General features: G+C 64.9%; 23 protein-coding genes. 2 read left to right on the forward strand and 21 right to left on the reverse strand.

Features of this window, described 5'->3' with window-relative positions:
- Positions 1 to 147 precede the first annotated feature (147 nt).
- Positions 148 to 822, reverse strand: coding sequence for a DUF4405 domain-containing protein (locus ACFHYO_RS12750; protein ID WP_394320866.1), 675 nt, complete (start codon positions 820 to 822; stop codon positions 148 to 150).
- Positions 823 to 868: 46 nt separating this feature from the next.
- Positions 869 to 1,342, reverse strand: a complete 474-nt coding sequence (locus tag ACFHYO_RS12755; protein ID WP_394320867.1) for a cytochrome P460 family protein — start codon at positions 1,340 to 1,342, stop codon at positions 869 to 871.
- Between the two features lie 128 nt (positions 1,343 to 1,470).
- Between ACFHYO_RS12755 and ACFHYO_RS12760 the strand changes: the two genes are divergently transcribed.
- A complete protein-coding gene (locus ACFHYO_RS12760; protein WP_394320869.1) occupies positions 1,471 to 2,364 on the forward strand; it encodes a LysR family transcriptional regulator in 894 nt (297 codons plus the stop codon).
- 1 nt (position 2,365) lies between these two features.
- On the opposite strand, the gene ACFHYO_RS12765 is transcribed toward ACFHYO_RS12760, so the two are convergent.
- A complete protein-coding gene (locus ACFHYO_RS12765; RefSeq protein WP_394320871.1) occupies positions 2,366 to 3,139 on the reverse strand; it encodes an SDR family oxidoreductase in 774 nt (257 codons plus the stop codon).
- A gap of 104 nt (positions 3,140 to 3,243) precedes the next feature.
- Positions 3,244 to 4,305 carry an alpha/beta hydrolase gene (locus tag ACFHYO_RS12770; protein ID WP_394320873.1) on the reverse strand — a complete coding sequence of 354 codons (1,062 nt, stop codon included), beginning with the start codon at positions 4,303 to 4,305 and terminating at the stop codon, positions 3,244 to 3,246.
- 193 nt (positions 4,306 to 4,498) lie between these two features.
- On the opposite strand from ACFHYO_RS12770, the gene ACFHYO_RS12775 reads away from it, so the two are divergent.
- Positions 4,499 to 5,230 (forward strand): class I SAM-dependent methyltransferase, encoded by a 732-nt coding sequence (locus ACFHYO_RS12775; protein WP_394320875.1) that lies wholly within the window; start codon positions 4,499 to 4,501, stop codon positions 5,228 to 5,230.
- A gap of 68 nt (positions 5,231 to 5,298) precedes the next feature.
- Here the strand turns inward: ACFHYO_RS12775 and ACFHYO_RS12780 are convergent, their stop codons facing one another.
- From ACFHYO_RS12780 to ACFHYO_RS12860, 17 genes are all read right to left on the reverse strand, one after another.
- Positions 5,299 to 5,742 (reverse strand): CopG family transcriptional regulator, encoded by a 444-nt coding sequence (locus tag ACFHYO_RS12780; protein ID WP_394320876.1) that lies wholly within the window; start codon positions 5,740 to 5,742, stop codon positions 5,299 to 5,301.
- A gap of 4 nt (positions 5,743 to 5,746) precedes the next feature.
- Positions 5,747 to 7,732, reverse strand: a complete 1,986-nt coding sequence (locus ACFHYO_RS12785; RefSeq protein WP_394320878.1) for a conjugal transfer protein TraG — start codon at positions 7,730 to 7,732, stop codon at positions 5,747 to 5,749.
- A gap of 25 nt (positions 7,733 to 7,757) precedes the next feature.
- Complete coding sequence (locus ACFHYO_RS12790; RefSeq protein ID WP_394320880.1) at positions 7,758 to 9,497, reverse strand: relaxase/mobilization nuclease domain-containing protein; 1,740 nt, start codon at positions 9,495 to 9,497, stop codon at positions 7,758 to 7,760.
- A 243-nt stretch (positions 9,498 to 9,740) separates the two neighbouring features.
- On the reverse strand, positions 9,741 to 10,511 hold the full coding sequence (locus ACFHYO_RS12795; protein ID WP_446728966.1) for a lytic transglycosylase domain-containing protein: 771 nt from the start codon (positions 10,509 to 10,511) through the stop codon (positions 9,741 to 9,743).
- Positions 10,508 to 10,843 (reverse strand): DUF736 domain-containing protein, encoded by a 336-nt coding sequence (locus ACFHYO_RS12800; protein WP_394320882.1) that lies wholly within the window; start codon positions 10,841 to 10,843, stop codon positions 10,508 to 10,510. Before ACFHYO_RS12800 ends, ACFHYO_RS12795 begins: the two co-directional genes overlap by 4 nt.
- A 68-nt stretch (positions 10,844 to 10,911) precedes the next feature.
- A complete protein-coding gene (locus ACFHYO_RS12805; protein ID WP_394320884.1) occupies positions 10,912 to 11,457 on the reverse strand; it encodes a S26 family signal peptidase in 546 nt (181 codons plus the stop codon).
- Entirely contained in the window at positions 11,454 to 11,939 is a 486-nt protein-coding gene (locus tag ACFHYO_RS12810; protein WP_394320886.1) for a DUF2840 domain-containing protein, read from the reverse strand. Before ACFHYO_RS12810 ends, ACFHYO_RS12805 begins: the two co-directional genes overlap by 4 nt.
- The gene (locus ACFHYO_RS12815; protein WP_394320887.1) at positions 11,936 to 12,190 is read right to left on the reverse strand and encodes a ribbon-helix-helix protein; all 255 of its coding nucleotides are present in this window, start codon (positions 12,188 to 12,190) and stop codon (positions 11,936 to 11,938) included. Before ACFHYO_RS12815 ends, ACFHYO_RS12810 begins: the two co-directional genes overlap by 4 nt.
- Positions 12,187 to 12,930: a DNA-methyltransferase gene (locus tag ACFHYO_RS12820; protein ID WP_394320889.1), complete on the reverse strand. Its 744-nt coding sequence runs from the start codon at positions 12,928 to 12,930 to the stop codon at positions 12,187 to 12,189. Before ACFHYO_RS12820 ends, ACFHYO_RS12815 begins: the two co-directional genes overlap by 4 nt.
- Positions 12,927 to 13,580, reverse strand: coding sequence for a ParA family partition ATPase (gene parA / locus ACFHYO_RS12825; RefSeq protein WP_080620493.1), 654 nt, complete (start codon positions 13,578 to 13,580; stop codon positions 12,927 to 12,929). Before parA ends, ACFHYO_RS12820 begins: the two co-directional genes overlap by 4 nt.
- Positions 13,577 to 14,656: a replication initiator protein A gene (locus ACFHYO_RS12830; protein WP_394320891.1), complete on the reverse strand. Its 1,080-nt coding sequence runs from the start codon at positions 14,654 to 14,656 to the stop codon at positions 13,577 to 13,579. Before ACFHYO_RS12830 ends, parA begins: the two co-directional genes overlap by 4 nt.
- A gap of 114 nt (positions 14,657 to 14,770) precedes the next feature.
- Entirely contained in the window at positions 14,771 to 15,052 is a 282-nt protein-coding gene (locus ACFHYO_RS12835; RefSeq protein ID WP_394320892.1) for a helix-turn-helix transcriptional regulator, read from the reverse strand.
- 141 nt (positions 15,053 to 15,193) lie between these two features.
- A complete protein-coding gene (locus ACFHYO_RS12840; protein ID WP_394320893.1) occupies positions 15,194 to 15,646 on the reverse strand; it encodes a DUF2285 domain-containing protein in 453 nt (150 codons plus the stop codon).
- 97 nt (positions 15,647 to 15,743) lie between these two features.
- On the reverse strand, positions 15,744 to 15,968 hold the full coding sequence (locus tag ACFHYO_RS12845) for a transcriptional regulator domain-containing protein (protein ID WP_394320895.1): 225 nt from the start codon (positions 15,966 to 15,968) through the stop codon (positions 15,744 to 15,746).
- A 110-nt stretch (positions 15,969 to 16,078) separates the two neighbouring features.
- Complete coding sequence (locus ACFHYO_RS12850) at positions 16,079 to 16,414, reverse strand: DNA -binding domain-containing protein (protein ID WP_425274175.1); 336 nt, start codon at positions 16,412 to 16,414, stop codon at positions 16,079 to 16,081.
- 39 nt (positions 16,415 to 16,453) lie between these two features.
- A complete protein-coding gene (locus ACFHYO_RS12855; RefSeq protein ID WP_080620487.1) occupies positions 16,454 to 16,702 on the reverse strand; it encodes a helix-turn-helix domain-containing protein in 249 nt (82 codons plus the stop codon).
- 443 nt (positions 16,703 to 17,145) lie between these two features.
- Positions 17,146 to 17,520, reverse strand: a complete 375-nt coding sequence (locus ACFHYO_RS12860; RefSeq protein WP_394320897.1) for a hypothetical protein — start codon at positions 17,518 to 17,520, stop codon at positions 17,146 to 17,148.
- Between the last annotated feature and the right edge of the window lie 148 nt (positions 17,521 to 17,668).

Here is a 17,668-nt window from a genome sequence, read left to right on the forward strand (position 1 = left end):
ATGCGCCATCGCGCGTCAGGAGCATCCATCGTGCCTGACAGAAATATAGACAGCGGGCATCGCAGGGATTAGCCGCCTCAATCCGCATGATATTATAAGATTGGCTAATCAATCCGTGGCGCACCCAACGATGCGCCACGGCAGTATTCACGCCTTGCGGTGCTTGCGTTCGCGCAAGAAGGCCAGGCCATAGTAGGTCAGCGCCGCATAAAGCCCGATGATCGACAGATAGTTCGCGAAGAATCCGAGAGTGCTTTCGTTGAAGTCCCACATGTCGAGCGCGTATTCAAAGCGCAGTTTGGTCCCCAACCCCATCTCAAGCGTGGCCAGAACGCCTTTCACCACGACAATGGCAGTAACCGCGCGCAGTGCCCAGGTTCGCAGGGGGCTTGTCCCCTTGATGCCAAGCGCCTGGCGCGTGACATTCATCACCATCTGCCAGCGCGTGCCGAGATGCACGGCCAGAAATACCAGTGCCCAATAGGCAACAAACATATGCGCTGCGCGCACCGCAAAGGCTCCGTCCAGCGCCAGTGCGGCGAACACGTCCTGCGAGATCAGGATGCTGGTTGCCAGCAGGATCAGCATCGAGATCGCCATGCCCGCGATCACGATGGCATTGAGCGTGCGGGGCGGGTCGTAGTGCCCCCGCTTGACGGCGCCATACCAGCGCCGGTTGAAGACATTGTGCGCGATCAGCAGGGCGAAGAAACCCGTGCCGATCACCTCGTGCGTCAGGTTGTCCTGCCACCAATAGGCGAGACCGGCGACGAAAAGCCCGACGGCGAGGAAGTCCAGAAGGACGCGGATGCGGATGGTCATCGGCGATCCTGCAGCGGGAGGGGTCCGGCGGCCGAGAGGGTGGGGTTCACTGTCCGAACCTCCGCATGTCGTTGTAGGTATACAGATAATCCGAACCTTCCCGCGACTGGTGGCAACGCTGGCAGCGGGCGGTGTTCTCATCCATGTTGACCCTACGGTCGCCCCAATAGAACTGGAACTGCCAGTCGCCGGTGCGGCGGCGGTCGTCGAAGTCCTCGCCCCAGCCCGCGCCCTTCTGCATCACGAAATAGCGGTAAACCTCATCCGAGCCGTCGCGGTAATCGACCAGCACGACATGCGTGCCGTCCGGGATCGGCTGCCCCGCCTGCACCGCGTCGAGGGCTTCCTGGGTGGTCATTATGTGCTCGACGACATTGCCACGGGTGACGGTGGTATAGTGGATCAGCGCATCCAGATCAGGAAATGTGACGCGCGTTTCCTCGGCGGCGGCCCACCAGGCTGCGAACGGTGTAACTCCGAGGGCGGCGGCAAGGGCAAGGCGGCGTAGAGAAAGCGTCATCGGAACTCCTGGCTGTGGGCGCGGCCCGAATCCGAAGCCAGCGCGTCCAGTGGCAAAAAATACTATGTGCAAAGGCTCCAATCGATTAGATGGGGTAAACTGCATACGGTCATTAGGTGAGGTGATAAATGTCGAACGAAAACTTCAACGCCCTCGCCACGTTTGCCACCGTCGCGCGGGAGCGCAGCTTCACCAAAGCGGCCGCGAAGCTGGGGATTTCCCAATCCGCGTTGAGCCAGTCGATCCGCAACCTGGAGGAAAGGCTGGGCATCCGCCTGCTGACCCGAACCACGCGCAGCGTGTCGCCGACCGAGGCTGGTGAACGCCTCCTCTCGACGATCTCACCGAAGTTTGACGAAATCGAAACCGCGCTGGCCGATCTCAGCGCCATGCGGGAAAAGCCCGCAGGCACGATCCGCATCACGGCCGGCGAGCATCCGGCGGTCTCGATCCTGCAACCGGCACTGGCGAGGTTCCTGCCGGAATATCCCGACATCAAGGTCGAGTTGATCGTGGATTACGGCCTGACCGACATCGTGGCCCAAGGCTATGACGCCGGCGTCCGCCTCGGCGAGCAACTGGCCAAGGATATGGTCGCGGTCAGGATCGGGCCGGAAATGCGTATGGCGGTGGTGGCCTCGCCCGCCTATTTCGAGCGCCATCCGGTCCCGCAGACCGCCGAGGACCTGATCGCTCATAACTGCATCAGCTCCCGCCTGCCGACCTATGGCGGCATTTTTCAGTGGGGGCTGGAAAAGGACGGGCACGAGGTGAAGGTGCGCAGCGAGGGACAGTTGGTGCTGAACACCCTCGGGCTCAGGATCGCCTGCGCCCTGGACGGGCTGGGCATCGCCTATCTGCCCGAGGATCAGGCCCTGCCTCACATCGCGGAAGGCCGCCTGATCCGCGTGCTGGACGATTGGTGCCCGCGCTTTTCCGGGTATCACCTCTATTATCCCAGCCGGAAACACCCGTCCCCGGCGTTTTCGCTGCTGCTGGACCGGCTGCGGTATCGGGAATAGGTCAGCCCGCCGCGCGATCCCGCACCGCCTGAAGCTCCGCACGGATCTGATCAGGCTCCTGCGCCAGCGGCATGTTGGCCTTGTCCCTTGCCCCGTCCAGCGCATCGGCGGGATCGGCTGCCAGCGGCGCGAACACCGTGTCGAAATCCGCCTGCTCCGGCCCGGTCTCGGCATGAAGTTCGAAGGTCTTGCGCAGGGCAGCCTCCGAGGAAAGGCTGCGCACCAGCACCTCGGCGATCTGCCGCCGCGCGATCACGCCGTCCGTGGGGTTGCCAGCCAGATCCTTGTCGCCCTGCAACATCAGGAGCTGCAACTGGTCGGGCCGGTTGTGGTCGAACCAAGCCGGCCGCACGATGGTATAGGGAAGGCCGCTGGCGCGCACCAGCCGTTCGCCACGCCGCTTCCAGTCATGCGAACCCCGGCGATCCGTCGCGCCGATGGTGGACATCAGCGCGATCCGTGCCCTCCGGTTGCCAAGCGCCGCCAGCACATTGCGCACCGCGCCGTAATCGACATCGGCGGCTGCCGCCGGATTGCCGTAGCTGCCATGGGTGAACACGATCGCATCGACGCCCTCGACGGCAGCCGAAAGGGTCTCGGGCCGGGTCATGTCGCCCACGACCGTCTGGACGGATGCGGGGAAATCCTTTGCCCGCGAGCCATCGCGCACCAGCGCGCGCAAAGTATAGCCGTGCGCCAGACCCGAGGCGACGACGTGCTGGCCGATGCTTCCCGTCGCTCCCACGACCAGCAGCACCCCGGAAATCTTGCTCATTCGACCTCTCCCTCAAAGGATTGCGGCCGGGTCGATCATCGAACCCGGCCGCAAGCTGCGTCCGATGAACAGGCCGCGCCGAGGGCGCGGCCCTGTCCAGAAGATCAGTCCAGACCCTTCTCAGTCAGGAATGCCGCGGTGTGTGCCGCGATCTCGACGTTGTTCAGGTCCGAGAACGGGAAATGGGTGTTCCCGGTGATGCCGATCTCGGGCAGGTGAACCAGCGTGGCGTCGCCGCCATGGCGGTTGATCGCCTCGACCCAGAGCTGGGCCATCGCCAGGCGGACACGCCAGTTGTCCTCGCCACGCCGTTCAGTCGGCTCGGTGGGGATATTGTCGCCATAGTAGATCAGGATCGGGAAGCGGGTCAGCTTCTGGAACTCCTCCAGCGGCACGGCTTCCGCTGCCAGCGGCCCGGCCGCGCTCGGCATGGTTTCCGGCACCTCGCCCTCGGGGAAGACGAAGCCGCTGCCCGGTTCATAGGCGACGATCCCCCGGACATATTCGTTCCGCATTGCCGTCAGCCAGCCGGGACCCCCGCCCTGAGAGTGGGTGAACAGGACCGCCGTGCCCAACCTGTCGACCAGCGCCGACATCGCATCCGCGATCACGTTCGGATCATAGGGGCCGGTGTTCGGCGTGACCGAGCGCAGGAACTGCTCCAGCGTCTCGGGGCTCTGATCGACCTGGACACCCTCGAAATAGTCGGGCCAGGTGCCGAAGCGGAACTGGTCGAAGAACAACTGGTCGAAAGGCGTCGGCTCGATGGTTGCGGCCTCAAGGCTGTTCCCGGCCCGGCCCCGGCGCGGCTGATCGACCAGATAGACCGGATAGCCCATGCGCAGGAAAAGGGTCTGGAAGCCCTCGCGCCCGTCGGCCGTGGTCTCCCAGCTCCGCCCCGACTGGTAGGCGCCGTGCAGCATCACGATGGGCGTCGATTTGGCGTCCTGCGGAATCTGGAAGAAGGTGTAGAGGTGATCGCCGTGGATGCTCTGCCCCTCGGCGGTCGGCGCGTTGTTGTTATAGGTGCCGGGCGTGGTGGCGACCGAGCCGCCAACCGCGAAGCTACCCTGCTCGCGAATCACGAGCGGTTCGGCCTGCTGCGCCGAGGCGCCGGAAGCCGCGATAATGCCAGTCGATACCACCAGTGCCCCCAGAATGTTCATGGAATGCCTCAATAGACGGTCTCCCCGAGTTCGTGTGTTAGGCAGCGAACTTAGGTCGTAGCGGGTCAACCGATAAGGCAGGGCAATTCGATAGGGCCTATTAGATCATCTTATGAATTGGTTGCTGCACTAAGCTGCCGGTCTATTAGCAACCGGCACGCTGAGCACGCCCACCCTTAACTGACAGATTAACATGGCACAGAACATATATGACAATCCCGACTTCTTCGACAGCTATAGTCAGCTACCCCGGCAGGTGCGGGGGCTGGACGGTGCCCCTGAATGGCAAGCCATTCAGGCCCTGCTGCCGGATTTGACGGACAAGCGCGTAGCCGATCTGGGCTGCGGCTTCGGCTGGGCTTCGCGCTGGTTTCGCGAACAGGGCGCGGCTTCGGTCGCGGGCTTCGACCTGTCGCGCAACATGATCGAGCGGGCGCGGGCCGACACTTCCGAACCGGCCATCGACTACCGCATCGCCGACCTGGAGATGCTCGATCTGCCGGAGGCTGCTTTCGATCTGGTCTATAGCGCGTTGGCCTTCCACTATGTCGCGGATTTCGCCCGGCTGATCCGCATGATCCGCACAGCTCTGGTCACGGGCGGCGATCTGGTCTTCACCATCGAACATCCCATCTTCATGGCAGCGGCGCATCCGCATTGGACCTTGGACGAGGACGGCCGCAAGACCTGGCCGGTCAACGGCTATTCCGTCGAGGGCGAGCGCCGCACCGACTGGTTCGCAAAAGGGGTGCTGAAGCAGCATCGGACGTTGGCCACGACGCTCAACACGCTCATCGATGCGGGTTTCGCGCTGCGCCGGGTCGCGGAGTTCGCACCGACAGCCGCGCAGATCGAAGAGATGCCGACGCTGGCCGAGGAACTGGAACGGCCGATGATGCTGCTGGTTGCTGCGACCAGAGTTTGATTGCACCACCTCCATTGCCCAGACTCTGAAGGAAGACCGCGAACGAGACCCGCTGGTTCAGCGCATGCTCAACCCGGCTCTGATCCGTTCTCTGAGCCGGCTACATCCTCCGAAATCTCCTGGCGAAGCTTCGGCCCCTGAGCGAGACGCCGGCCGAGGGCCGTGATGAACGCCTCATATCGCTCGGCAGATTTGGCCTTGGCCGCCTTCGCCGCCGGCTCGGGCAAGGCGGGCGTCGTCATCAGCCAGAAGCGGATGAATACCGCCAGGCTCTCGACGGCGATGCCAACGTCACGCTCCACCCGCGTCATGCGACGGTCGATCTGGTCGAGCCGCTTGGCGACGATTGCCTCGCGGCGCTCGGCATCGTCCGGCGACAGGAAGGATGCGATGGCCGCCTCGGCAATCATGGATTGCGACCGATCCCGACGCGCGGAGAAATCCGCCAACGCCGAGGTGAGGTCTGGATCGAGATAGATCGTGACCTTCGCCTTTTTCTTGCGTTGCGCCATGGCCCTACAACTCCATGCCGTCGTTCGGGTCCATGGCGACCTGCCGGGCGATCCCCTGGACCTGCCGGATCATCCGCCGGTTCTGGACAGCCTCCTCGTCGACGTCATCGGGCGGGTCGAACTCGAATTCGTTTTCGATGGGCGCTTTCTTCTCCACCGGCTTCACCCGGCTGAGTTCAGGCTGCAAGCGGCGTTCGGATTCGGTCGTATCCTCGTCATCCGTCATGGGGTTGTCCTCGTCCACGGCGGCTTCCGGCCGCGCCGGGAGCGGAAGCGTGGTCCAGTCGTCGGGCCGGGTTCCCTCAGGGCGCTGCAATTCAGGCGGTGACAGAACACGCTCGCGAAACCGGGCGTCCTCGTAATAGCGCGCCTTCGTCGCCCGGATCGGAGGGATGCCCGCCACCATGACGATCTCCTCATGCGGGGGAAGCTGCATGATCTCGCCCGGCGTCAGCAATTGGCGCGCGGTTTCCGAGCGCGAAACCATGAGATGCCCGAGCCAGGGCGACAGCCGGTGCCCGGCGTAGTTCTTCATCGCCTTCATCTCGGTAGCAGTGCCGAGCGCGTCCGAGACCCGCTTGGCGGTGCGTTCGTCATTCGTCGCAAAGCTCACCCGCACATGGCAGTTGTCGAGAATCGAGTTGTTCGGTCCGTAGGCTTTCTCGATCTGGTTCAGCGACTGCGCGATCAGGAAGCTCTTGAGACCATAGCCCGCCATGAAAGCCAGGGCCGTCTCGAAGAAGTCGAGCCTGCCCAACGCCGGAAACTCGTCGAGCATCAAGAGCAGCCGATGCCGCCCCGTGTTCGCCTGCAGATCCTCGGTCAGGCGGCGGCCGACCTGATTCAGCAGCAATCGCATCAAGGGTTTGGTGCGGTTGATGTCAGAGGGCGGCACGACGAGGTAGAGCGTGGTCGGCTGATCGCCTCCCACAATGTCGCTGATGCGCCAGTCTGAGCGGCGCGTGACCTCGGCCACGACCGGATCTCGATAGAGGCCGAGAAACGACATCGCCGTCGACAACACGCCGGACCGCTCGTTCTCGGATTTGTTGCGCAGCTCCCGCGCGGCGCTGGCGATGACGGGGTGCGGTCCTGCGTCACCGAGATGCGCGGTTTCCATCATGGCGCGCAGGGTGGAATCCACCGGGCGCTTCGGATCGGAGAGGAATCGGGCCACGCCGGCGAGGGTCTTGTCGGGCTCCGCATAGAGGACATGAAGGATGGCGCCAACGAGGAGCGAATGGCTGGTTTTTTCCCAGTGATTCCTTTTGTCCAACGAGCCTTCGGGGTCGACGAGGATGTCGGCAATGTTCTGGACGTCGCGCACCTCCCACTCGCCGCGGCGCACCTCGAGCAGCGGATTGTAGGCCGAGGACTTTGGGTTGGTTGGGTCGAAGAGCAGCACGCGGCCATGGCGTGCCCGGAAACCCGAGGTAAGCTGCCAGTTCTCGCCCTTGATGTCGTGGACGATGGCCGAGCCGGGCCAGGTCAACAGGGTCGGCACCACCAGGCCGACGCCCTTGCCCGAACGTGTCGGGGCAAAGCACAGCACATGCTCCGGTCCATCATGGCGCAGATACTCGCGATCATACCGGCCAAGGACGACACCATCGGGATCGAGCAGGCCGGCCGCCTTCACCTCGGGTTTTTCCGCCCATCGCGCCGAACCATAGGTGGCGACGTTCTTCGCCTCGCGCGCCCGCCAGACCGACATGCCGATGGCGACCGCAATGGCAATGAAGCCACCCGAGGCCGCGATGATCCCGCCCTTCGCGAAGATCGGCGGCGCATAGGCTTCATAGAAATACCACCACCAGAAGAGCGCGGGTGGATAATAGATCGGGGTGCCAAACAGCTCGAACCAGGGCGGCCCGAGTTGCGCCTGATAGCCAAGGCTCCAGGCGACATACTGGGTCGCGCCCCAGGTGGTGGCGAGGATGATGAGGAAGACGACGGTGATCTGTCCCCAGAGGATCTTGGTGGCGGACATGGGTATGGTTCCTTTCCGATTGAGGTCAGAGGCCGAGGCCGCGCTTGCGCCCGAAGTCCCAATCGACACCGCCGTCGTCGCGGGCGACGCCGGAGACGTGACGGCCGATCTGCTTTTCGAGGGAGGGCGACCAGGGCACGAGCTGGAAGCCCAGGCCGTCGTCGATCATGGCGAAGCGGCCCGAGGCGAGCGCGAAACGCTGGCGATAGGAGCCGGCGACATACTCGCCGCTGGCGGCGCGCTCGAAGGACATGCCGGTCTCGGCCGCGAGCTTCTCGCCGAGACTGTCGAGTTCGCGCCTGCGCAGCGTGTTGAGCAGCCGGCGCGCGAAGACGACACGCCCGCCTTGCCGCTCCGCGAGATCCTCGCCGATCAGACGCTCCGCCCGCTTGTCCAGAGCCTGACGGACCTCGGCGCCGAAGCCGCTGTCCGAAAGCGCAAGCGGCTCGCGGGCAATGGCCTGGCGGTCGAGCCAGGTCGCGCCCGAAGCCCCCACCTGCGCACCGAGATCAAGATCGGAGCGGACAGCGAGCGCGACGCGGCGCGCACCTTGCGCATCTTCATAGGCGCGCAACTCGACGATTGAGCCGGGCGGGCTGTCACCGGCGGCATCGAGATGAGGGAGCTTGATGTGGTGGGTGCGTCCGTCGACGCCATCGACGACGGCATAGGCCGTGCCCTTCAACTCGTCGTCAAGGCCGCGCTCGACCAGGCGGCCGATGACGGGAACGTCGAGGCTTTCGCCGGCGAGGACATAGCTGGCCGAGCCGCGTTCGATGCCGCGCGCGATCAGGGCACGGTGCATGCGCTTGATGATGTCGCCGCGCTCGCCGAGTTCGCGCAAGACCGTCTCGGCCTCGGGCTTGATGAACCATTGCGAATGGCCGATCTGCCCGGCGACGCCGAGGATTTCGAGGGTGCGCAGCCGCCCGACCTTCAGCGTATGGAACTCGTCCTGCGGTCGGCTGGCGAGCGGGGCAAGATCGACGATGCCGGATTTTCCCGCATCACGGACAAGCTGCCGGTCGAGCTGGGTCCAGCGTTCCGCCTCGATCTGGGCCTCTAGCGCACGGTGAATGTCGAGATCGGTGCGCGGCCCCAGCTCCTGGGTGATGAGGTCGCGCGCGCGGTCCCGCATCCCCTCCTTGATGTAGTCGCGGGAAATCACGAGATCCTGCCCATCGTCACGAACACCGCGCACGATCAGATGGACATGCGGATGTGCGGTGTTCCAGTGATCGACCGCCACCCAGTCGAGGCGCGTCCCGAGATCCTTTTCCATCTGGCCGACAAGATCGCGCGTGAAGGATCGGAGGTCGGACATATCCGGCGCGTCATCGGGCGAGACGATGAACCGGAAATGATGCCGGTCATCGCCGCACCGCTCCGCGAAGGCGCGACCATCGGCATCCTCCGTTCCCGGCCCGAACAGCCGTGCCCTCTCGCCGTCTCGGGTCACGCCGTCGCGGCGCAGATAATCGAGATGCGTTCCGAGCGGCGCGGACCATGCCATGTGGCGGACGACGCGCGCTTTGACGACAGCGCCGCGTGTGCGGGAGGTAATGAGACGATTGGCCTGGACGCTGGCGCGCTGGCCGCGCCCGAAGCGGGAGCGATTGCCGGAGGTGACGCGCCCAGATCGCGAAACGCCGCCACCAGCCTTCTTCGCAGCGGCGAGCGCCTGCGCGATAAAAGGCCGGGTCTGCTGAGCGCGTGTCGAGCGGATGCGCCCTGGCCTTATGCGGAACTCGTGTTCATCGGACATGACACAGCCCCGCACGGTGCAAGACAGTGAGGAAATTCAGGAGGATGGGCACGAGGCGCACGGTGCGCAAATGCGCGGCACGGTGCGGAACGCGCCGAAAACATGAACAAAAACAACCGACCGACCGAGCCGCACCGTGCGCGCTTTTATCCTGCCATCTTCCGGTCGTGGTGCCTGCCGCCACCCCCCGCGCCCTCCATGACACGCCAGCGCCCGAAAGGATGCGAAACCGCGTGGAGCCGCTCATGGCTGGTCCTCACCGGCACTGTGCGCGACGAACAGCCCCTCCGGCTGCAAGGCCGTGAGCGTTTCCGATGCTGCCGGGACGAGTGAAGGGGCGTCGCGAGGCGTGGGGTCGGGTGAAGCCGGATCGGAAGCGGTAGCGCCGATTTCTCCCGCCACGAAGATCGCCGCCTCGCGCCAATCGAGCGGTGGAACAACCGACGATCCGCCCCCCGACGGTCGCTCGCCGAGCAGGATCGGTGTCAGCGCGGCGACGTAGGCGCGTGTCTCGGCCGGAAGCGGACGAGCCGTCGCACGGTATTCGTCGTAACGGCCGGGACCGGCGTTGTAGGCCGCGAGCATCGCGGCCACATTGCCGTAACGATCCCACATCTCGCGCAGATAGGCCGTGCCCGCGAGGATGTTGTCGCGCGGCTCGAAGGGGTCGCGGCCGAGAGCATGGCGGATGCGCAGATCCGCCCAGGTGTCGGGCATGACCTGCATCAGTCCCATCGCACCGGCGGACGAAATTGCGCGCACGTCGCCCGCGCTCTCAGTGCGCATCACGGCGATGATCCATGTCGTCGGGATGCCGAAGCGTTGCGAGGCTTCCGCAATGTGGGCGTCGTGCGGATGCGCGGCAACCACATGACCGGGCATCGCAGCTTGGGCCAGGACGGGCGGCGTGGTGATGGCTGAAACGAACAGGCCGGAAAGAAGAGAGAGGACGATGCGGCGGCGGACGCCGCATCTCCCAGAGGCGAGACGAATGCAGGAGATGAGCATGGTCATTCCTGCTCGTCGCGCTTCTTTTGGCGGGTCCAGTGCAAGCCCCAGTCGCGTCCGTCCTCGTCCGCCTGGAACAGGCGGGCGCGGATCGGCTGCTGGAAGACGGGATCGTCGAGCAGGACCGAAACGAACGGCCCGGCGCGTTCCCCGGAATGTTTCCAGCCCGCGCCGACTTCCGGTCCGTCCTCGTCGCCGAGGTGGATGTGGTAGGCGGGCGCATTCTCCGCCTCGGCGTTCTCTGCTGGAACGAAGGTCAACTCCGCGTCGAGCGTGAGGGTGCGGACATGCCCGGAATAGCCGGACGGGGTGCGGGTAAATTGGCCGATCTGTGCCATGGGAGGCTTCCTTTGCTATGCGGTGGAGAAGACGCGGGCCGTTCGCACGCCCCGCAGCGGACGCGCCGTCACCGCATCGGCGCGCGCCAGACAAAGCGGCCATCGCCGTCTTCGTCGGTGAAAAGCGGGATCGCGTGGCCGATCACCGCCGAGGCGGGGAACGGGCCGAAATAGCGGCCGTCGAGGCTGTCGCCGACGTCCGGGTTCATCAGGAAGACTTCGCCCTCGGCGATGACGCGGCAGCCCTGCCAGACCGGCAGGTCTCGGCCGAGGCTGTCGCGGTCGCGCGCCTCGCCGAGCGGAACACCGTCGACGGTGATGGCGCGGCCAGCGCGGCATACGCGCTGCCCCGGCAGGCCGAGGACACGCTTCAGGAGCGGCACGTCGCGCGCAATATAGCCGCGCTCGACCATGAAGGAGGCGAAGGGTTCGGGTGGCATGACGGCGACCAGATCGGGCACCTCGATCCGGTCAGCGGGCGCGACGGTGTAGAACCCGATCGGCACGCTGGCCGATGCGTTCCAGAGCAGCCTTGGCGCGGTCGGAACGAATCCGGCAATGGCGATCCCCAGCGTGGCCGCCGCCGTCACCATGACATAGCGAAAGCGCGTCATGGGGCGATCTCCCGGCGCCGGAGCCATGCCTGATGGCGCTCGGCGGTGTAAGGACGCGGCGCTTCGCCTGCGTTCATCCAGTGGGCGACATGCCGCCAGTGATCGGGATCGACCTGGGCGGGATCGACGCCAATGGCCTCGATCCCGTCGACATGGCGAAGGACGGCCTCAACCTTCGGCCAGCCTTCGATCTTCAGCAGGATTTCGCCGCCCGGACGGACGAAGGGCAGCGTCTGATAGGACTCGCCCGGCGCAACCGTGCGTAGGATGTCGAGGCGCGAAATGATCGTGCCGTGGTCGTTCGCCGCCCAGCGGACGAACGCGAACACCGAACCAGAACCGAAAGAAACGACGCGCCGGTTGCGGTCGAGGATCTGCGTTCCCGCCTCATGGCCGAACCTGATCCAGTATTCGGTCCTGCCCTCCACCCAGGTCAGTTCCACGCGGGTCAGATCGCCATCATGGGTATCGACACCGATCATGGGCGGTCTCCCGCTGTGTCGGGAAACTCGCGCGCAAGCAGGTCACGCAGCATGTCCGCGACGGTGGTGCCGCGCCCAAACGCGGCGATCTTGATCCGCCCGCGAAGCTCGGGCGTGATGTCGATCGTCAGCCGGGCGGAATGGGCGGCTGCGGCGCCATCGCGCGCTGGCCGTCCATCGCCAGCCTTGATCCAGCCATCGGGATCGGCCGGGCGCGTAGCGAAGCCGCGCTTGTCCATGCCGGCCGTCATGACGGGGCTCCGTCATGGAACGGCAGCACGGTGGCGATGCGGGCGCGGGCGAGATCGGCCATGCCGGCGTCGATCTCGCAGCCGAGATAGCGCCGGCCGGAAAGCCGACAGGCTTCCCCGGCTGCGCCGGAACCGGCGAACCAGTCGCCGACCAGTCCGCCTTCCGGGCAGCTCGTGCGGATCAGGATTTCCAGGAGCGCCGACGGTTTCTCGGTCGGATGGATGGCGCGGCCGTGGCAATTGCGCAGGTAGATGACCGAACGCATGAGGCGCGGGCCGCCGTCATGGCTGACGTAATGGCCGGCGTCGATCTGGCCGGTGTGGGGAGGACGCTGCTTTCGCCGGACAGTGCGGGCCGTTGCGTCGGGTGTGGTCTGGACGTCGTTGTAGATGTCGCGCCAGGCGGTCTCTGCCGGATAGAACTGGACGGCCAGCTCATGCACCCGCTTGAAGCGATCATTGTGAAACCCGGTGCCGTTCTGCTTCTCCCAGACCACTTCCTGCGCGATCCGCAGACCCGCATCGGCGAAGCGGTCGGCGGTCGCCATGAAGGAACGCAGCGAACCGAAGACCCAGAGCGAGCCGGTCGGCTTGAGGGCGGCGCGCGCCAGCGCGACCCAGCCCTCGACACGCCGATCCCAGGCGAGCGAGGTGTCGCGATAGGGCGGATCGGCGAGGATCATGTCGTAGGGCGCGTGCCAGGGCATTTCTTCGCGGCAGTCGCCGGTCAGGATGGTCATTGGCCGACCCTCCCGATGCCCAGCCGCGCGATCTCATCGGTGAGCGCTGCGACTTCACGCGCGGCAGGAGATTGGCGGTCGATCTCGCCTGCGAGACGACCTGACTGTGCAGCGTCGGCGAAGACGACGCGCTGCCCGACAGTGGTGGCAAGGACGGGCGGGTCGTGATCGGCAAGGCTTTCGGCCGTTTCGCGGGCGATGACGGTGCGCGCGCCGCAGCGGTTGAGCGCGAAGCGGGCGACGAGCTGGGGCCGATAGATGCGGGCCTCTGCGAGGAGGGCCAGCATTTCGGCCGAGGCCCAGCCATCGAGGGGCGACGGCTGCACCGGGATCAGCACCAGGTCGGCGGCGAGGAGCGCGGAGCGCATGAGGCTGGCGACACGCGGCGGTCCGTCGATGACGACATGATCGACATCGCGGGCGATCTCCGGTGCCTCGCGGTGCAGTGTGTCCCGTGCGAGGCCGACGGTGCCGAACAGTCGAGGCAGGCCCTCGCGTGCGCGTTGCTGTGACCAGTCCAGCGCCGAACCCTGCGGGTCGGCATCGAGTAGTGTGACGCGCTTTCCGCCCTGCGCCAGTTCTCCGGCGAGATGCAGCGCCAGCGTGGTCTTGCCGACACCGCCCTTCTGGTTGAGGAGTGCGATGATCATTGGCCGCCTCCCGGCAAGTCGAGAGGAAGGCGGGATGTGTCGGAACCTTCGGAAGCCTCGGTTCCGCCGGGCTGAGGGGCCGACCGGGAGGCGCGTGGCGTGGCAGATGCGCCGTTCCTGGCGGCTCTACTGAGGCTTCTGGCGGTGTCGCGGATGAGGTTTTCCACATCGCGCGCGCGCTCTTCAAGGTTAGAGTCTTTGTTAGACTCTAAGTTAAGGGTGCGATTTTGTGAGTGATCTTCGGGCGTTAAGCCCGGTTTCGGTTCCCGATAGCACGAGCCTTGGGTTCCCGATAGCACGATAGTCCGGGTTCCCGATAGCACGAGGCCATTCACAGGTTTTCCACAGGTCGGTGTCGGCTCGAAGGCGAGCAGCATGCGCCCGCCGATCTCGACTTCCAGAAAGAGCCGGTAGCCCGGCAAGGGCTGGCGTCGGATGATGTCGCGCAACTCAAAAGCGAAGCGTTTGAACGGCGACATGCTGCCGGACTTCTGATGGAGGTGGCGGAAGTCGAAGCGCCAACCCTCGCGCTGGCGACCGCCGTGCTTACGCACCAGGCGGTAGAGCCATCGGTCGAGTCCGCCGGTCAGGTCGAAATAGGTCCGGTCGATGGTCAGCACGAGCGCATCGTCGAGGACGGCCTGATAGAACCAGTCCGGCACGATCATCTCGATGCCATCGGGGCGGCCGTTGCGGTCGGTGCGCTCCTGCCACTCGTTGATCCAGGAGAAGCGATGACGGCGCCCCTCGGTTGGTTGCCGGATCGAGGTGGAAATGGTGGTCGATTGCAGCCGGTCGAGCGCGGCTTTCAGGCGCTGGTAGTCGCGCAGCGACGTGCCGCGCCCGACATAGGTGAGGATTTCGTAAGGCGTGGCGGCCATCCGCCGGGACGTCCGAAGCCCGGTATCACGGGCTTCGACGATTTGGCTGGCGGCCCAGATCAGGATGTCCGCATCCCAGATCGTCGCCATGCCATGATCGGGGACCGCCTCGACCCGGATCGTCACATTGCCGGCGGCGAAGTCGATGGGTGCGACACGTTTTGACTTGGCGAGAGAGAAGAAGGGATAAGCCATGAGATCCTGCGCGTCTCGTGGCGCGAAGTCGCCGGGGAGCGCCCTGAACAGGTCGAGCTGCCCGCGCTCGGAAAGGGATCGACGTCGCGCCACCATGAAGGGAACTGGCTGCGATCAGCGGGCGGAGCGCCCGACCTGCGGGCCGGTCGGAAGGGCGTGGCGCTTGGCGGGCAGCACAGAGCCACGGGGATCGGAGGTGGAGGTTACCGCACCGCGCTCGGTCCAGGCTTCGAGATCGTCGATGGCATAGACAACCCGGCCGCCGAGCTTGCGATAGGCAGGGCCGGTCCCGTAGGTGCGGTGTTTTTCGAGCGTCCGGGCCGAAAGGCTGAGAAAATCCGCAGCCTCCTTGGTGCGCAGGAAGCGCGGCGGCAAAATGACGGGTTCATGTGGCATGATCGGGCCTCCGGGCTGTTGGGAACGGCCACTGCGAGTCAGCGGCGGGACAACGACCACGGTGGCGGAGGGAGGCCGGCGAGTTGCAGGGCGAAGTTGATGGGTATCGAAATCGCCCACCAGCCCAGGCGTCGAACTACGCTAGCGTTGGCGACGATGACGCAGGAGTTTTCGATAGCCGCCCGCGACCATGGAATGGGCGTCGCGCAGAAGCGCCTTGATCGTGTGGCGGGCCGAAGACGCCTGCCATTCATCGCGGTCGAGCGGCCCGATCTTCAGGATGACTTGCGCGATTTCCTGCTGTGTGGCGCCCGCCCTGTGTCCGTCAAAGGCGCGAAGCATCCGTCGCAGGCGTATGCGCTGCTGCCGGGTCAGCCGCGTATCGGGAGGAATGGCGCGGCCATGTAGGGCGGAGAGGAAGCGGCGGACGGCTTCGATCCGGTCGAAGCCGTCCAGGCCGAGCGGAACGATGGCGACGGCGATCCTGTCACCGCCGGCCGTGCAGTCGAGGATCTGCAGATGCTGTCCGTTGCCAATATCGAGCCGGTAGTCCTCATCCGTAGGTTGCGAGCGAGGAAGGGCGCGCCAGATCACGGTAGCTGCGAGACCGATTTGCTCGTCAAATTCCGATGGCGCGTTCGCCAGTATGACGACGCTCGTGTCCTCCTGCGGAAGCCATAATACCTTGGCGTCAGGTGGCGCAGCCAGCGGATCGACGGGGAAATCGCAGTCCCCACCGCTGCCGGATTCGTTCGGTCAGCGGTTCGGGATCTCCCTGGCCAGAGGCCGATGCCTCAAAATCAGCGTCATAGGCATCGTTGCGGCGGAGCCACTCCCAAGCCAGATCGGATGGCGTCAGCACATCCAGATGCTCGTAGTCTGCCGAAGAACGCCAGGTAGATGCGTCGGGTGTCATCGGGGCCTCCCACGTCACAGCTCAGGAAGTTGGAGAGACTCTACGATTCCCGTTCGGGTTGAATTGAGGAAGCTGGGTCGAGATCAACAGGTGATGCGTCCCGCGCATCGCTATGATGTTCGATGCTGACTTTCGCGGACCAGTTCGCGATAGCCGCGCTCGGTCATCCAACGCGCTCGTGCGAGATGCGCGTCATGAACGCGGCGGCTGCGCTCGGGATCACGCTCTGGATCGAGATTGAAGAGGATTCGAACCGCTTCGCGCCAGTCGGCGCCATCGCGCGCTGCGTCGAGCAGGCGCATATAGAGCTTCATGTGTTCTCGATCATATGGTGTCAGCGTTTGGCTGGACGGTGGTTCGTCAAGAAATGTCTGTGTCGCTTGTCCCATCAGTCGCTCACGATCGGATAACGTATTTGTTAACCATCTCCGGCGGGAGATAGCCATTCTTTTTATGGGCAACGGGTCAATGCGCAGGCCACGACGCTAACCCGGCGTCGGGCTCCGCTCGTGCAGGAGCAAGACGCCTTCGCCCTTATCCGTTGACAGGAAAACGATGCCGGCCGCTTCGAGAGCGCGGCGAACCTGATCGCGAGTCGTCTCGAACACCTCAAGCCCATTTTGGGATTCGAGGCGTTTGAGTGCGGTCAATGCGACCTGGGCCTTGTCAGCGAGCGTCTCCTGTGTCCAACCCAGCAACGCGCGCGCGGCCCGTGATTGGCGAGCGGTGATCATACATGATCACCTCCCACCGAGACCTGCACGCGCTCCAGAACTACGACTATAATAGTCGCTCTGCTTCCAAATTCCACCCGAAATTCGGCTGGAATCGTCGTGATCAACCCCACAGTGGCGAGATGGGCAGCCATCTGATTCGGTCGGATATGCGACAGCGTATCGGCGCGGCCAAAATGGCCTGGCCCAGGGAGAGGAGGATGGGTTTGGGAAGGAGGGCGAGGGAACCGTCGCCTCCTTCCCATGGGAGGGTTCAAGGGAGGGGCCTTAGCCCTTCCCTTGGGGAGGATGTTTGAAGGAGGGGGCTTGCCCCTTCCTTCATGGGAGAGCGTTGAGAGGGGCGTGCCCCTTTCATCAGCCCTGCGGGACGGTCGATCCGGCCGGCAGGGCTTTGACGACGAAGCAAAGACGAGAGGCGGCTTTCGCCGCCTCTCGTCGAAGGGTCAGTCGGTATCCGGTCCCCAGAGCGGATTACTCTCCGGGTCCTCGATGTGCCCGTAGTCCGGTTCGAAACCGCGAACCACGGCCCCGATCTCGTGACCGCCGATGCTCGTGCGCCCCTGCGCGACGAGGATGCTCACCGCAGTCGAATCGGCCTCGATGGCCCAGATCGCGTCCTCCATATCGTCGTGGGGACCGAGGTTTTCGATGGGGATAACGTCGCCATCCTCGTCGTAGCCGCCGTGCAGATACATCGGCGCCTCGGCCAGACGCTTTGCGGCAAGCTCGGCATCGCGGATAAGCCCGAAAGCCTGCTTGCGATCGCGCCAGTATTCGGCGCTGCCCCCGTCGATACGGATGATCTTTTGTTCGGTCATGTCATGCTCCTTTCTCTCGCTGACGGGAGGGTCGGGCACCGTAGCCGCGAGGGGTCAGGGATCGCGCAGCGACCGCCAGCGGCGGGTAAGCGTCCGGCCCGAGGGCTACCCGTTCCATTTCCACGGCAGCAGGTCATCGACCTTTGTG

Origin of the sequence: Paracoccus panacisoli (genome assembly GCF_042435015.1) — a bacterium.
GTDB lineage: Bacteria > Pseudomonadota > Alphaproteobacteria > Rhodobacterales > Rhodobacteraceae > Paracoccus > Paracoccus panacisoli.

Coding starts and splice junctions, on each gene's coding strand:
- ACFHYO_RS12795 (WP_446728966.1), bottom strand. CDS start 10,511: ATGACCATGCTCATCTCCTGCATTCGTCTCGCCTCTGGGAGATGCGGC.
- ACFHYO_RS12750 (WP_394320866.1), bottom strand. CDS start 822: ATGACCATCCGCATCCGCGTCCTTCTGGACTTCCTCGCCGTCGGGCTT.
- ACFHYO_RS12830 (WP_394320891.1), bottom strand. CDS start 14,656: ATGGCTTATCCCTTCTTCTCTCTCGCCAAGTCAAAACGTGTCGCACCC.
- ACFHYO_RS12860 (WP_394320897.1), bottom strand. CDS start 17,520: ATGACCGAACAAAAGATCATCCGTATCGACGGGGGCAGCGCCGAATAC.
- ACFHYO_RS12780 (WP_394320876.1), bottom strand. CDS start 5,742: ATGGCGCAACGCAAGAAAAAGGCGAAGGTCACGATCTATCTCGATCCA.
- ACFHYO_RS12810 (WP_394320886.1), bottom strand. CDS start 11,939: ATGATCGGTGTCGATACCCATGATGGCGATCTGACCCGCGTGGAACTG.
- ACFHYO_RS12790 (WP_394320880.1), bottom strand. CDS start 9,497: ATGTCCGATGAACACGAGTTCCGCATAAGGCCAGGGCGCATCCGCTCG.
- ACFHYO_RS12820 (WP_394320889.1), bottom strand. CDS start 12,930: ATGACCATCCTGACCGGCGACTGCCGCGAAGAAATGCCCTGGCACGCG.
- ACFHYO_RS12755 (WP_394320867.1), bottom strand. CDS start 1,342: ATGACGCTTTCTCTACGCCGCCTTGCCCTTGCCGCCGCCCTCGGAGTT.
- parA (WP_080620493.1), bottom strand. CDS start 13,580: ATGATCATCGCACTCCTCAACCAGAAGGGCGGTGTCGGCAAGACCACG.
- ACFHYO_RS12850 (WP_425274175.1), bottom strand. CDS start 16,414: ATGGCTATCTCCCGCCGGAGATGGTTAACAAATACGTTATCCGATCGT.
- ACFHYO_RS12805 (WP_394320884.1), bottom strand. CDS start 11,457: ATGACGCGCTTTCGCTATGTCATGGTGACGGCGGCGGCCACGCTGGGG.
- ACFHYO_RS12835 (WP_394320892.1), bottom strand. CDS start 15,052: ATGCCACATGAACCCGTCATTTTGCCGCCGCGCTTCCTGCGCACCAAG.
- ACFHYO_RS12800 (WP_394320882.1), bottom strand. CDS start 10,843: ATGGCACAGATCGGCCAATTTACCCGCACCCCGTCCGGCTATTCCGGG.
- ACFHYO_RS12855 (WP_080620487.1), bottom strand. CDS start 16,702: ATGATCACCGCTCGCCAATCACGGGCCGCGCGCGCGTTGCTGGGTTGG.
- ACFHYO_RS12775 (WP_394320875.1), top strand. CDS start 4,499: ATGGCACAGAACATATATGACAATCCCGACTTCTTCGACAGCTATAGT.
- ACFHYO_RS12785 (WP_394320878.1), bottom strand. CDS start 7,732: ATGTCCGCCACCAAGATCCTCTGGGGACAGATCACCGTCGTCTTCCTC.
- ACFHYO_RS12815 (WP_394320887.1), bottom strand. CDS start 12,190: ATGACGGCCGGCATGGACAAGCGCGGCTTCGCTACGCGCCCGGCCGAT.
- ACFHYO_RS12845 (WP_394320895.1), bottom strand. CDS start 15,968: ATGACACCCGACGCATCTACCTGGCGTTCTTCGGCAGACTACGAGCAT.
- ACFHYO_RS12770 (WP_394320873.1), bottom strand. CDS start 4,305: ATGAACATTCTGGGGGCACTGGTGGTATCGACTGGCATTATCGCGGCT.
- ACFHYO_RS12765 (WP_394320871.1), bottom strand. CDS start 3,139: ATGAGCAAGATTTCCGGGGTGCTGCTGGTCGTGGGAGCGACGGGAAGC.
- ACFHYO_RS12760 (WP_394320869.1), top strand. CDS start 1,471: ATGTCGAACGAAAACTTCAACGCCCTCGCCACGTTTGCCACCGTCGCG.